Origin of the sequence: Pseudomonas sp. FP2300, from assembly GCF_030687595.1 — a bacterium.
GTDB lineage: Bacteria > Pseudomonadota > Gammaproteobacteria > Pseudomonadales > Pseudomonadaceae > Aquipseudomonas > Aquipseudomonas bijieensis.
The window spans coordinates 4894884-4907845 of sequence record NZ_CP117440.1 but is presented as its reverse complement, the minus strand read 5'-3'; the positions used below and the strand labels follow the sequence as shown (position 1 = coordinate 4907845).

Genomic DNA, 12962 nt, shown 5'->3' with positions numbered 1-12962 from the left:
AGCATCCCCTCGAGGTGGTTACTGACCCGCCAAGGGACGCCACGCGGTGGTCTGCAGATAAGGCCACTGTTTGAGCAGTAGACCGCGCGTTGTTTCTACGTCCTGCAAGGTTTCAGTGCAATTGACCATCGCGGTAAAACTGCGAGTGGTCAGCATGAAACTCTCCGATCCCATCGCCTGGCACTGCTCGCTGGCGCCGATGGGTTGGCAGAACATCGGTTGCATTTTCACGTCGTAGCCTTGGGCCCGGGTGAATGCCTGGAACTCTGGCATGGCCAGGCGAGCCGGTGTGCCGGTCAGTGCCGGGCCTTGCCAGACGGGGGTGATGAGGCCTCTTGATGGATAGTCGCTCAGTCCCTGGACTTGCCTGGCCTCGAACAGGGCAAAACAGAACGAAATATTTGCTGCGCTATTGCTCGCCGGGGAAGTGACGGCAGTGGCCAAGGGACGCGTCGGCGCAGCGACAGCCGCAGGCGCCACCGAGGGGGCCAAGCCCGATGAGTCGCCTATTTCCACCAGCACGTCGATGGGTGCCCGGTAACGCCATACCTTCAGCGGCGCTGTGAAACCAGGTCGAATACGGCTGGCGACAGCGGTCAGCTCGGCCGGGCTATTGACCGAGGTCCCGGCAATTTGCAAAACGATATCGCCGGCCAACATGCCTGCTTTTTCAGCGCCACTTCCTGGCACGGGTCCCAAGACCAAGACGCCGCTAACCGCGGCTAAGCCGAATTGCCGAGCCACCGTTGGTGTCACAGGGGTGATGTGCAGGCCCAATACACCCGACTGATTAGACATCGGTACGGGCATTGCCGCTGACGTCACGGGCGTCGGCGCCACCGCAACAGCACTGGGCGCAGGGACGCTGCCAGCGGAACAGTCGCGTTGTGTGGCGACCTGTTGGATCACCAGGTTGACGGGGTCGGCTGCCATGTTGGGATGTTGTTCCCAGCCCCGTTTGGTGGCCAGGAACGTTTCACAATCCATGGCGTAGTAGGTCGCCGGGTCTCTGACCTTACGCAGGTATTCTGCTGTTTCGGCTCGCTCGGCGGCGCTGTACATGGGGTTGACGCAAGACGCCAGGAGAGGGAGGAGCACCAGCATTCCGGCAAGGCATTTTGTCGACATGGGCTTCTCTGAGGTCGTGGCGTTTAGGCAGGTCCAGGCAAGGTACTATTTGGCCATCATCCTGTCCAACCTCAACCAGGCACTGTGCTGTCGTGGTGATTGAGACGAGTGACATCCGGGCAAACGTGCATTCGATATACAACTTAAAGGCACTTTGCCATGATGCGGCACGATCCATTCGAATCAAGCACCGAGAAGCGAAATGTTTGCTACCGCCTTCAAATCAAGCGCCAGGCTCGCCGTTGTACTGTCTTTCACTGGCCTGACGGGCTGTGCCTCTGATGGTGGGCTCGGTGAGGCCGCAGTGGTCGGTGCGATGCTGCTTCCCATGCCGGGTGGCGTCGACACCAGCGTAATGACCAGTGCCGTAGGCCTGGCGGCCGGCGCCTACGTGGTCTCCTCGGTCGCGACTGCGGACTCTGCCAGCGTCTCTCCCGCGACTTCCACGGTCGCCGTGCCCCAAGGCCTGCCGCCCATTGACCTGCAAAAACTGGTGACCCGGGAAACACCTGACCGGTATCGCTCCAAGTCCTGTGAGTACATCGAAATGTCCCTCAGCGAGGTGCCGATGTACCAGGCAAGCGCTGAGCCGATCATGAAGCAGGTCGCCACGGCTCGAAAAGAAGCGGCCAGCCAGGTATGGCTTGAGAAGGGTTGCCAGCTTGCCAATTTACCTCGCGGTAAGATCGGCGCCAGCATCGATACCATCGATCCGAAGCGGGCCATGGCTTTGGCGCAGCCACCTGCCGGTGTTGTTGTGTTGGCGACCGTTCCGGGTAGTGGTGCTCAGCAGGCCGGGATAGTGCCTCAGGACGTGATCGTGGCAGTTGATGATCGGCCTATCGCCGATTCAATCGATTTCAGGGTAGCCGTTGCAAAAGCGTCAATTGGCTCGCGGGTGAGTCTGAAAGTATGGCGAAACAACGCGTTTAGCGTCGTTCCGGTTCTGGTGGGGCCTGGCGGCACTCAAGTCTCGATGACCCCAACGGTGATGGCGAACGGTGTAGCGGCTGCGATCCCGGTGAATGCAATGTATTGCACTGCCGTGCTGACCACCCAGCATACGTACGGCGCTGCCGTCAGCCCGGTCAAATTGATCGCCGGAGTGACGAGCGACATGCAACCCTCACTCAAAAGCTATATCGCCAAAGTGAAGCAGGAACAGCCCGGCGTTTGGGGGGATTTCAAACTCAACAGTGCCGTTTGTGCCCCCGGCGCTGTTGTTTGCATGGCCGAGGCCAAGGGACCGACCGGCAAGACACAGAACGCTTTCGAGTTCTGCCATGCGACACAAGCCAAGGCAGATGCTGAACTGGCCCAGATGCGCCAGGGGGATCCGAAAGCGGTGCTTGTTGATTGGCCTTGAGCTGTAATCGTTCTCTGCGGTTATGATCGGACGGTTTGAAGCGCTGGAGTGCCCGTGATGCCAAGGCACTGGGCAATCATGCTTCGTGCAAAGGGCTTCATCTTCAACAGCGATCAAGGAAGACCACATGCAACCGTCACTCAATCGAATCATGCTGTATGTCCGGGACGTTCAAGCGACCTGTGATTTTTACGAGCGTCATTTCGGCTTCAGTCGTGAAAAAAAAACCGATGACCGCGTCACCGAATTGAGCCCTGCAAACGGCGGCGCGATCCTGATGGTTCACCCGGCGGGCAAGGCCGTTAAAACAGGACAAGTCACCGTAAAGCTGGTCTTTGATCTCCCGGATGTCGAGGGTTTCAAGGCCAAGTGCCTGGCCCAAGGCCTGAAATTTGGCGCTACCCACAAGGCGGACGATTACTCTTTTGCCAACGCCAAAGACCCCGATGGTAATTCCATTTCTATCTCCAGCAGAGCGTTTGCATGCAACTGAGCTTTCATAAGATGCATGCCAATGGCGATGACTTCGTCATTGTCGATGCGCGAAATTCGGCCAACCCGGTGACAAGTGCCGTGGCCCGGCGCATGGGGGATCGGAACCGAGGTGTAGGCTTCAACCAACTCGCGGTGCTGCTCGATTGCGACGATGCCGATGCGCGTGTGATGTTCTGGAACGCGGATGGCTCTGCATTGGACGTTTGTGGCAGCGCGACGCGGGGGGCTGCGGACCTGCTCATGCGCCAGGCAAATGTTTCTTCGGTAGTGCTGCGCACCAACCGTGGCCTGCTCACCTGCGAGCGCGTTTCAAACGGCGACATTTGCGTCGCCATGGGCGTGCCGCTTTTTGGCTGGTCGGACATTCCCTTGGTGCAGGAGTTGGACTCCGCTGTCCTGCCACTGGCCGGCAGTCCCGCCGCATGCAGTATGGGAAATCCTCACTGCACTTACTTTGTGGATGATCTGGCAACCATTGATATCGCGACGGTCGGCCCAGCCATCGAAACCAACGCACTATTCCCACTCAAGACCAACGTTCATTTCGTCCAGATCATCGATCGCACGCATATTCGGTTGCGTATATGGGAGCGCGGGGCGGGTATTGCACTGGGTTCAGGCTCTTGCTCGTGTGGGGCGGTTGTTAACGGGATTCGTCGTGGTTTGTTGGACAGCACCGTTGAAGTTGAATGTGATGGCGGAAGTGTGACGGTGCAGTGGGATGGCGTGGGGACGGTTTTTCTTGTCGGGCCGGTGGAGGCGAGTTTTTCGGGGACGATGAGTCAAGGCTGAGTCGATATGTTTTTCAACCCTGACGCAGGGATTGCAGAACGTTATGCATCATTAAATCAAAAGGAAGTTTTACTCATGTCGGAGCAACGCATTCGCGCCCTCGCTCTCTGTATCTTTCATCATCACGGAAAAATACTGGTCAACCAGTTTTACGATGCGATCAAAAAACAGACGTTTTTTCGTCCCGTAGGTGGTGGCATTGAATTCGGTGAAAGGAGCCACGATGCCATCGTCCGAGAAGTGCAGGAAGAACTGGGCACCTCGATCAGCGACCTTCGACTGATTGGCACTTTGGAAAGCATCTTTACCTACGCTGGCAAGCCGGGGCACGAGATCGTCCAAGTCTACGATGCAAGGTTTGACGACGCCGAACTCTACGCAAAGCCGTGGCTGGAAGGCTTTGAAAGCGACGGTGCATCATTCAGGGCAACGTGGTGCTCCAGTGACAGTTTCACGGCTATATCGCCGCTGGTGCCTGAGGGGCTTTACGATTTGCTCAAGTCGGCTTCGCTCCTGGAGTGAGGACGACACGTCGGACCTGAAGCCTCCTGGGCTTGCAGAGTCTGCCCAGAAAATGCCTGAAAACCCAAGCCGAGCCCAACGCGACTGATTTACAATACCGCTCCTTCGACAGAGGCCGGCATTTCGTGGATGCGTTTTCCCTTGTCTACCAACACCTGAACGCGTGGGTCATCGCGCCCGTCACCCAGCAGTTCCTCGGCATTTTCAACCTGAACGGCCGGTTCGGAGTCCTGTTTCTCTGCGCCTCCTACGGTGTCGCCTATGGCCTGTTTCGTTTCAGAAAACACCGCCGCCTGACCGATGCTCGTTCGTTCTGGCAATTCATCGGTGGCAGCCAGGTGTATCTGCATCGTTCGGCGTTGCTGGACTATCGCTACTACTTCGTACGGGCCATTCTCAAGATTGCCTTGGTGTTGCCCATTGTTCATCTGGTGGACCCGTACATTCTGCGCTCTGGAGACTATTCGGCTTTTTTCAACAACCTCTGGGGCGCGCGTCCGCGTCTGGGGGAGAACCTTTCGCTGGCGTTGTTCTATGGGCTGGGGGTGTTCCTGGTGAAGGATTTCGTCCACTACTGGGCGCACCGGGCGTTTCATTCGCGCTGGCTCTGGGCTTTTCACAAGGTGCATCATTCGGCGCCCGTACTGGTGCCGGCCACGGCGAGTCGCGTGCATTTCGTGGAGAAGATCGTCGAGAAACTCGGTATCACCGCCTGCCTGGGCCTGTTCGCGGGTGGTTTCTGGTATGCCTGTGGGGGGGAGATCAGTCGCTACACGTTGTTCGGTGTGACGTACCTGGTATTCATTTTCAATAGCCTGGCGGCGAATTTGCGTCACACCCATGTCTGGCTGTCTTTTGGCCCGGTGCTGGAACACGTGCTGAACAGTCCGGCCCAGCACCAGATCCACCACAGCGATGCGCCCCGTCATTTCAACCGCAATTTCGGCGTCAACCTGTCGCTATGGGACTGGATGTTCGGCACGCTCTATGTCACCCGTTCGCAGCCCGAGCACTTGCGTTTCGGCACCGGAGAACAGGACCACCAGCGTTACCTGACGGTGTATAGCCTGATTGTCACGCCTTTCGTCGAAACTGCTCGCAAGTGCCTGCCCGCGTTTTCATATCCAGGCCAACACGCCACAATGCACGCCACGCCAGCCATCGGATCAGTGAGTGCTGAGACGAGAAAGGCCGAGCGAAATCCAGCAAGGAACGCCCATGAATTTCTTCAAGAAGCTCCTCGGTTCGTCGAAAAGTCCTGAGCCCCAAGCCCAAGACGTGCCGCAACCCCACGAACAGAGCAACCTGACCGAGGCTGAAGCGGCCAACCTGGCCGTCCGGGAAGCCGGCGAAGCTTGCCTGGATCGTCATTGGAATTCTGTCGGCACGGTCGAGCGGGATGTCCTTTCCTACCTGATCAGCCCGAGCTTTTCCGGCGGCCCATACTGGCCTTCGACCCGCCAGGCCTACCGCGTGGTGCGCCGGGGCGACACGATTATCCTCGCCACCGAAGGCCTGTCCGATCCATTCGATGACACTGAAGGAATGGGCAACGGTTTCGAGATGGAATTGTTCGTCGAAACCGCAGATATCCCCGAGCACGCCCGCGGCGCCGTGGGTGAGGTCGATCCTTTCAAGCGCAGTTGGGTATTCGAGCTCCTGGAGCACGTTGCTAAAACAGTGGCCGACGCTGGCGGCATCACCCACCAACTCGACCAGTACGGGGCGCTATCCCTTGAGCTTCCCGGGCTCAGCCAATCGCACCACATGAGCGATCAACTGCCCAAGCTCTTCGTGACCGATGACGACTCCACCGGCGTCCTGCTCGGCGCCCCCGAGCCGGATTTCCCTACCCAGCTGGATGACATGCCCTTGTCCCCGGTCAGATTGGTACCGGTGGTCTTGATCACGGCGGCGGAGCTGGAATACGTCCGTTCCGGTGGGCGAACGGCGCGGGAGGATCTGGTGAGCCGTTTGAAGGCGGCGGGGGTAGGGCTAGGGCACATGAGCAGCCTGCATCGGGCGAGCGTGGTGTGATACCGAATGGGGTCGCCCCCACAAAATGCCCAAATGAACGGTCGCTAGATTTGGTACCCCATCCCACCCAATACCTTTCGAGATATCAATGACTGACTACCGCGGACTCATCCTCGAAGACACCCGTGAAGGCGCCACCGACCAGGCTATCGCGCAACTGGAAGCCAGCCTGGGCGCCCGCTTGCCGGACGACTATCGCCAGTTCCTCAAGACCTGCAACGGCGCCTACGTGGAATACGATGTGCTGGCCACGCTCGCCAATGGCGATGAGGAATTGCTCAGTTTTTCGCTGTACGGGCTGGATCCGGACCAAGAGTATGAATCCAACCCCTTTGAACTGGAGCAACTGCGGGCACAGCCAGGTTTCCCCGCGACGGGATTGTTGCCGATTGGGCGCGACGGCGGCGCGAGTATCTTGTTGCTGGATTTGCGGGAAGGGCGCCAGGACGTGGCGGCGATGGTGGCGGGGTTACCTGCCTGGACTGGGCGCCGTCAGCAGGGCGATGAATATGTGGTGTTGGCGGATTCTTTCAATGGTTATCTGGACTCGCTGCATTTATCGGAAGAGCGGATCGAGGAGCATATCAACCACTTCATCATCAGCCCTGAGAGTATTGAGGCGACGTTGGAGTGGTTGGATAAGGGGAGTCCGGGGTGGCGGGAGCGGTATCGGGAATTGTGGAATGCGAGGGTTTTGGATCGGTTGATTTGAAGCCTGATCGGATCGCTGAAACCCGACTCCCCGAATGACGCCAGTCATCAGTCGAGGCGGTCAATGGCGCGTGCAAGATTCGCACGTGCCTGCTGCTCGAATGCGTCGAAGTACGGTGCAGTCGTATAAATGCGCCCACGTGCCAGAAAGCCTTCAAGGACCTGACGCCGTTTTTGGCGGTACACAGGCAGCGGCACAAACTGATACTCGCGGCGAATTTGCTGGTCGTATTCCTCGAACCGCTCGAAGGATGCCCCAAGGATCGCCAGATCCGTGTCCACCAATACCGCTTCGTCTGCCGACGCCGGGGCGCAGTCGTGTCGCGTCACCATCACCAGATCGTAAAGCCTGCGTCGCGTTTCATCGCCCAGGCCGTTAGCGCGTGCCACGTCATCCAACCATTGCGCACTGCGCAGCTCGTTGTCGCTGCGAAGGGGGTCGTAGATCGCATCATGAAACCACAGCGCGAGGTCGACTTCGGCGGGGGCCTGGCAGGCCGCGTTGATGACTCGGCGCACCTGAAGGCATTCCTTCAGATGCTGGAGGTTGTGGTAAGCGCGATGCGGCTCGCAGTAGTGTCGAATGAGTTCTTCGTACGTCTCTCGTGACGCGCATCCGACGCCAAGCTCCGCCCAGACGCGAGCCCAGGCGGCGAAGCCCGTGTCATCAGCCACGTCCAGGTCATCGGGCGTGCTGGCCGGGAATAGACCGCTCCCTTCTGGCGACCCCGTCATCGTATTTTTCCCCATATGAATTATTGGGCGTCATCCGCCGGCGCGTCGTCGGCATCCTCCGGTGGCGCTCCGTAAGGTACGCCAATCTCGACCCGATCAGCCTTTACCCAACCGGTATAGTCGTCGCCGCTTTTGGCGATGAAGTTCACTTCCAGCCACGATTCGTCTTCAAGGCTGGAGTAAATGGTGAGGGCGTCGCCGGGTATTACGAAAATCTTCTTGTTGGCACAGGCTTCATCTGGCGCTTCGTGGAAATGCAGGCGTCCGCTACCGATGACTTTGCCTTGCACCGATGGATGGAATTCGGGCACCGTCCCGGAGAGCTTTTCCGCCAGGGCAGAACAGTTAACAGCGGCTTGGCTAAGGCCGCTGAAAAAGCACAGGCACAATAAGCTTGAACGCAGATACATCTTGGCGAATCCGTTTGGGGTGGAGGCGTAGGATAGTTAAGTCGGAAACTGTTGGGAAAGAGACCTATTTTTGACGAGGATGGGGCAGTTCACAAACTGCCTTCTTTGTGCGCAGATGGCTGCGCCAAAAACTCTGCGATCAATGATGCAACCTGCTGCTGAATCACCCCCCGAGCACGACCGCCATCGCCATCCCGACAAATGATTCCATCCCCTGGCACGTCCTCTTCAAGCATCTCCTGCGCACCCGGCTTACACATCGACATGAAACTGAAATGGCTCGCGTCTTTGATCTCAACGTAACGGCTTGACGCCTGGGGCAGACGCTTGGCTAGGTTGGCAGACTCCAACTCGGCGGGGAGTTCACGCGACGGTACGCCGGCAGCGATCACCAGTGCAGGGACAGGCAGCGCGGCCAAGCTTTCATCGGTCAGGCCCCGTGAAAGGCCCAGGTCCAATGTCACCACCGCAGTGACGCGTTTATCCCGCCAATCGGCGGCCAGTTCGGCCTTGGCTTCAGCGGTGCTGGCAGGGTTCATCTGCTGGTAGACGGTGCAACTGGCTAACTGCGAATGGGCTTTGCAGTCCTGGGCGAAGCGCTCGGGATCGAAGCGAGCGCCAGCGATCTCCAGGGCGGTCCAGCCGCCGAGTGAGTGGCCCACGGCTGCAATTCGGCCATTGGCGACCCGGCCAAATTTTTCCGGTTGAGTCGTGACCGCATCAATGGCCCGACGCAGATCAACCGGCCGTTGCCAAAGCTGTGCCGCTGCTTGAGGGCTGCGGTCATGGGTGGTGCTGCCGGGGTGGTTGATGGCGGCGACGATGTAACCCTTCTGGGCCAACGCGCTGGCGAGCCAGATCTGGTTGCTCCAGTTGCCCCTGTAGCCGTGGGAGAGCACTACCAGTGGATGCTCGCCGGCAGTGGGCGGCGCGTTACGCACGGCAGATGCACCGACAAATACCGCGTTATCGGCGATCAGTTGCGGGGTTGCGGTCGTTGCGCTGGGGTACCAAACGACCATCTCCAGTGCGCGACCGTTGTGCGGATCCGGGAGGGTGGAGGATTGGAAACCGACGGGGTTCTCGTCAGCCAATGCGGTAGTCGTCAGGCAGGCCAACAACAGGGCGCCGAAAGCTGTTTTCAATGTCGTTTCTTCCTTGATTAGACGAAAGGGGGCGATGAGCGCCGGCATTAAAGCTCAGATTCGAAGCGCTGCGCATCACTTTCATCGAGCAAAAATCCTAGTTTCTGAAAGCAAAGTCCGCAGGGGCGAATCGATCGCGGGTGTCCATACGAATATTTCGTAGCGCCGCGGTTTCCAGGTGTGATGCGTATAACGACTCCGAGCAATAGCTGATCAGAATTGATCGACGGCGTGTGCCGATCATGTTCAGGCTACCTGCGTGCACCAGATCGACATCGAACACCAGGATGTCACCGGCGCAGCCTGACAACTGTACAGAGCGGGACTCGTCATTGAAGTCCAAGGGTGGTGCTCCCGGCTTCGGGCGATGGCTGCCGGGGACGATCCGTGTCGCGCCGTTCTGGGGGCCGTAATCGTCGAAGAAGGCCAGGGCGATAGCGATGTCGCCTGGCCGCTGGGCCGACAAGTCGCGGTGCAATTGTTGGTGGCCGCAACCGACCAGGGGCTCGCGTCCTTCCACTTGGGAGAGGAAGAACCGTTCGCCGATCAACTCGCCTGCCACCGCCAGTAGCTGGGGCAGACGACACACCGCCTGAATCTTCGAATCATCGTCCAGCATTGAATAGCGCCAGTCCATGCCACGGGGCACAGGCCATTGGTCCGACGGTCGCACGCCTGCGTCGAACACGCTACGCAGGTCAGCCAGCCATTCGTTCGGGATTGCTTGGCGGAGCAGGACGTAGCCGTCTCGATGGAGTTGTTCGCGATCAGCCATGGAGGTCTCGACTTCCTTGTGGGGACGTTTGCAAGGCTAGTATTCAAACCAACAGAGGGCTACCGGACACTGGAAATTGACCGGAGCAAACCCGGGAGGTTTGCAGTTATCATCGGCCACCATCCAAGAAAAGGACTTCATCGATGAAGCGTTTGTTTGCCTGCACTCTCCTGGCGCTGGCCGTCGTCGGCTACGCCAAGGCCGACCAGAGCACCTTCGAAGAAACGAACCAGTGCTCGGAAGACATCGACTGCCAAGGGGATTTCATTTGTAAAAACGGCCTATGCGATAGCCCTCAACTCCAGCGAAGCCCTGTTACAAAACCCATCGCCAAGACTCAAGCCGCACCTCCCGCGCCCCCGGGTGTTGCCTATCAACCGTTGCCCGTCAACACCGAGCGTGCCGGGCCTTTCACGACCCAGACCGAGGCGATGGGGACCGCGCTGAATTATCAATCGCGGGCGGGTGTGATGAACGTCATGGAATCAATTGTTGAGCAGGCCGAGTACACCGGTTATGTGACGATTGAAAAGGCTTACACGTTTGGCCCGAGCAAGTATGTGCTGGTTGTTTCCACGGGAGAGGGGGGCAACGCGTGCCCGGCGTCGACCTACGTATTCAGTTTCGACACCCAGGCCGAGCGCGTTGATGGGAAGCGTGAAGTGGAGGGATGTTCTGAACTGGTCGAGGCCATGGCGCAGGGGAATAAGCTTGTGGTCAAGAAGGAGGGGAGTGCGATGGTTGTTTATAACGGGGTTGTTGAGTAGTTCCCAGTAGATGGCGTTGAGCTCATCGCTTGCTTTAGACCAGAAGCTGTTTCCTGATACGTTGCTTTACTCAAGGCTGGCCTTTGTTATCGAAGACCCCGCTTTTTGAAAGTTCGTAGATCAGCATCCATATGACTCGCAGCAGAGTGGGCCGATCATTTGGTTAGAGGGTCTCAAAACGTTTCTTGGCGTGTCGCTTCTCCTGAAGGTACTTGCTCTGGAGTATCAGGATCTCCGATTTGCTTAGAATGCCTTTTCTCTTGAGATTGACGAGCAACTGTTCGACCTTATCCAGCTCGACGACGTCGCCAGCTAGACGGGTGATGGCCGCGGCCATACGACTTATGGCGTCACGCTCAGCAGTGACATTATGGGTTTCAGCAAGCCTGCGGACCTGAGCTGCGACGCTGTCGATAGCGGTTTGCGCCATTGGGAGTCCTCTTCTACAGACCAACCACAGCATAGAGCTGTTTCTTTCGTGGCGAGGGAGCTTGCTCCCGCTTGAGTGCGCAGCGCTCACAAAAGGGGCCGCTGCGCAGCCCAGCGGGAGCAAGCTCCCTCGCCACGGGTTATCGGCTGGCTGGTTTATTCGATGGGCAGGTCTATAGAGTGGAGCCGGCCGGTGCCGCATCTAGTCTTTGGGCAATCACATCCATCACGTCGCACCCGTCACGCAGGGGGATGCAGCAAAGCTGTGCCAGATCCTGAAGGGTCGCGGGGTCGATGGTCAGTTCATCACGCATTGCCAAGTTTTCCAGGAACTGGGTGGCGGCACGGATTCGGTAGGCGGCTGAGTCGAGCAGGATGTGTAGCGGGGCGGCGGTATCGACGTAGAGGGGTTGGTCGTCGGCGTTGCTGGTGAGGCCCATATATTGGTTCATAACAATTCCCTGTGTGATTGGAATTGTGTCAATCGAGTCGCCAAACCCGGTCGCCACTTGGGCGACGCCAGAACTATAGACGTCACCGCAAAAAATACGCAAGAGATCGATAGGGAGAGGATTCCCAATCCTATGTAGGACGTTGCCATCGTCGTAAGCATCCGAGCTGTACGTCTTACAACTCGGTAGGACGTCATCTATATTTTTCGATGGGTAATATCGTGGGAGTATGAGTAGCTACTAGCGCAACTAGGTACGGATGGGGCGGGACTTCAATATCCCTAATAGAAGATCCCTGCGAGATTGCCGTTCTCTACGAGTTCACGCGGCTCGCGTAAAACTTGCTCCAAAATTGCGGGTCTCGAGCCGCTTTCCTGGCGTAGAAGGGTACCGACGAGTAAGCCTCTTTTAAACGTTGCGAGCCCAGCGCCCGCCTTTCGGCTTCCTGGATGCTCAAAGCTCCACTTTGCCAAATCTTCATCCAGAAGCTGTCCGCCCGCAACGTCGCGGAAGGTTTTACTTTCGAAGTCGTAGCAAGCATTTCGTACCTCCGGCACGTGGAAGGCTAAGGATTCATATGCTGTCTCAAGCATACGTTGGATATTGCCGATAGTATCATCGTCTATCCATTTGATCGACGGGATGCCTAGCCGTTCATCACCGTCAATCTGGCGTTGATGCGGCCTAATGTGCTTGGTCGTCCCTTGTTTTAGTGCGGAAGAGAGCATCGCGTCAGTCCGGCGGCGCGCAGCAATGTCTGAAAGCCCCTCAGGATCACCAATGAATTCTCTCGTCGTATTCGCTGCAAATGCGCCTACCGCAGCGTAGATACCGTTACCTCCTCGACCAGGATCAACCAAACTGACGTCGATCCAAACCTCGCCAGGCGTCACCATTACCGAAAAATAGTGACCATTTGTTCCCCCCGTACGGAAGGTGTAGACCTCAGTGTCGACGTAATGTTTTTCGGCGACGACACTTACGAGCTTAGTGCCAAGGCTCACTTCTGGCATTAAATGGCGCAGATCGGTGGCATTGCTGTTTTGGTATAGAAACAGGTCTTCGGTTCCTGCCAAAATTTGTAAGCATCTGGCTGCAAAAGCATCATCGTATGACTTGTCTCCTGCTGCCCTCTCGTCTTTTAGGCCGCGCTGAACCTCTTCGATGTTCTCCATCAATGCCAGATGCTCCTTCTATC

General features: G+C 57.8%; 16 protein-coding genes. 8 read left to right on the top strand and 8 right to left on the bottom strand.

What is annotated here, in order from left to right:
- Window positions 1-18: 18 nt before the first annotated feature.
- Window positions 19-1062, bottom strand: a complete 1044-nt coding sequence (locus tag PSH86_RS21545; protein WP_158285167.1) for a S1C family serine protease — start codon at window positions 1060-1062, stop codon at window positions 19-21.
- Between the two features lie 268 nt (window positions 1063-1330).
- On the opposite strand from PSH86_RS21545, the gene PSH86_RS21540 reads away from it, so the two are divergent.
- The 7 genes from PSH86_RS21540 to PSH86_RS21510 all read left to right on the top strand — a co-directional run bounded on the left by PSH86_RS21540 (window position 1331) and on the right by PSH86_RS21510 (window position 7052).
- The gene (locus tag PSH86_RS21540; RefSeq protein ID WP_305484802.1) at window positions 1331-2494 is read left to right on the top strand and encodes a PDZ domain-containing protein; all 1164 of its coding nucleotides are present in this window, start codon (window positions 1331-1333) and stop codon (window positions 2492-2494) included.
- Between the two features lie 127 nt (window positions 2495-2621).
- Complete coding sequence (locus tag PSH86_RS21535) at window positions 2622-2987, top strand: VOC family protein (protein WP_305484800.1); 366 nt, start codon at window positions 2622-2624, stop codon at window positions 2985-2987.
- Complete coding sequence (dapF, locus tag PSH86_RS21530; RefSeq protein ID WP_305484798.1) at window positions 2978-3781, top strand: diaminopimelate epimerase; 804 nt, start codon at window positions 2978-2980, stop codon at window positions 3779-3781. Before PSH86_RS21535 ends, dapF begins: the two co-directional genes overlap by 10 nt.
- Window positions 3782-3856: 75 nt before the next feature.
- Entirely contained in the window at window positions 3857-4303 is a 447-nt protein-coding gene (locus tag PSH86_RS21525) for an NUDIX hydrolase (protein WP_176689642.1), read from the top strand.
- 125 nt (window positions 4304-4428) lie between these two features.
- Entirely contained in the window at window positions 4429-5565 is a 1137-nt protein-coding gene (locus PSH86_RS21520) for a sterol desaturase family protein (RefSeq protein WP_305484796.1), read from the top strand.
- Window positions 5522-6340, top strand: a complete 819-nt coding sequence (locus PSH86_RS21515) for a suppressor of fused domain protein (protein WP_305484794.1) — start codon at window positions 5522-5524, stop codon at window positions 6338-6340. The genes PSH86_RS21520 and PSH86_RS21515 overlap by 44 nt, the downstream gene beginning before the upstream one ends.
- Window positions 6341-6428: 88 nt before the next feature.
- Window positions 6429-7052: an SMI1/KNR4 family protein gene (locus PSH86_RS21510; RefSeq protein WP_305484792.1), complete on the top strand. Its 624-nt coding sequence runs from the start codon at window positions 6429-6431 to the stop codon at window positions 7050-7052.
- 47 nt (window positions 7053-7099) lie between these two features.
- Here the strand turns inward: PSH86_RS21510 and PSH86_RS21505 are convergent, their stop codons facing one another.
- From PSH86_RS21505 to PSH86_RS21490, 4 genes are all read right to left on the bottom strand, one after another.
- Window positions 7100-7786 (bottom strand): hypothetical protein, encoded by a 687-nt coding sequence (locus tag PSH86_RS21505; protein ID WP_370873683.1) that lies wholly within the window; start codon window positions 7784-7786, stop codon window positions 7100-7102.
- Window positions 7787-7806: 20 nt separating this feature from the next.
- Window positions 7807-8196: a hypothetical protein gene (locus tag PSH86_RS21500; RefSeq protein ID WP_109756474.1), complete on the bottom strand. Its 390-nt coding sequence runs from the start codon at window positions 8194-8196 to the stop codon at window positions 7807-7809.
- 89 nt (window positions 8197-8285) lie between these two features.
- Window positions 8286-9341 carry an alpha/beta fold hydrolase gene (locus PSH86_RS21495; protein WP_305484788.1) on the bottom strand — a complete coding sequence of 352 codons (1056 nt, stop codon included), beginning with the start codon at window positions 9339-9341 and terminating at the stop codon, window positions 8286-8288.
- 97 nt (window positions 9342-9438) lie between these two features.
- Window positions 9439-10116, bottom strand: a complete 678-nt coding sequence (locus PSH86_RS21490) for a phytanoyl-CoA dioxygenase family protein (RefSeq protein ID WP_305484786.1) — start codon at window positions 10114-10116, stop codon at window positions 9439-9441.
- Window positions 10117-10259: 143 nt separating this feature from the next.
- On the opposite strand from PSH86_RS21490, the gene PSH86_RS21485 reads away from it, so the two are divergent.
- A complete protein-coding gene (locus tag PSH86_RS21485; protein ID WP_305484784.1) occupies window positions 10260-10883 on the top strand; it encodes a hypothetical protein in 624 nt (207 codons plus the stop codon).
- Between the two features lie 163 nt (window positions 10884-11046).
- Here the strand turns inward: PSH86_RS21485 and PSH86_RS21480 are convergent, their stop codons facing one another.
- The 3 genes from PSH86_RS21480 to PSH86_RS21470 form a co-directional block, all read right to left on the bottom strand.
- The gene (locus PSH86_RS21480) at window positions 11047-11313 is read right to left on the bottom strand and encodes a hypothetical protein (RefSeq protein WP_305484782.1); all 267 of its coding nucleotides are present in this window, start codon (window positions 11311-11313) and stop codon (window positions 11047-11049) included.
- A 172-nt stretch (window positions 11314-11485) separates the two neighbouring features.
- Window positions 11486-11764: a short-chain dehydrogenase gene (locus PSH86_RS21475; RefSeq protein ID WP_305484780.1), complete on the bottom strand. Its 279-nt coding sequence runs from the start codon at window positions 11762-11764 to the stop codon at window positions 11486-11488.
- Between the two features lie 281 nt (window positions 11765-12045).
- Window positions 12046-12939 (bottom strand): hypothetical protein, encoded by an 894-nt coding sequence (locus PSH86_RS21470; protein WP_158285177.1) that lies wholly within the window; start codon window positions 12937-12939, stop codon window positions 12046-12048.
- Window positions 12940-12962 lie beyond the last annotated feature (23 nt).